This window comes from Pseudomonas sp. AL03 (assembly GCF_029960815.1).
In the GTDB taxonomy this organism is placed as follows: domain Bacteria; phylum Pseudomonadota; class Gammaproteobacteria; order Pseudomonadales; family Pseudomonadaceae; genus Aquipseudomonas.
On record NZ_JASBRE010000097.1, the window covers coordinates 1 to 278 of the forward strand.

Below are 278 nucleotides of genomic sequence, written 5' to 3' on the forward strand. Positions count from 1 at the left end.
GGTGGAGTTGCTGTTGATCCTGCGCGTCGTAATACCAGGCCGAGCGATGGAAGCGACCGGCACCCACCAGCAGGGTGCGGTCAGCGGTAATGCGCTCCAGCAATCGGTTCCAGCGGCCAAGGTCGTCGCGATGCTGAAACAGTGCGCTGTCCATGGCCGGCCGGTCGATGAAGTCGTTGACCCCGCGTTTGCCACTAAAGCTGGAGCCTTCGAGCACATCAATGATGCGTTTGTTTTGCTCTTGGCCGAGTTTTATCAAGGTATCGAGGTGACGTTCG

Annotated in this window: 1 protein-coding gene; it reads right to left on the reverse strand. The window is 58.6% G+C overall.

Annotated elements, in window-relative coordinates:
• Nucleotides 1-278 (reverse strand): hypothetical protein (locus QK293_RS27550; protein WP_282383546.1); only part of this gene is annotated, 278 nt, incomplete at both ends.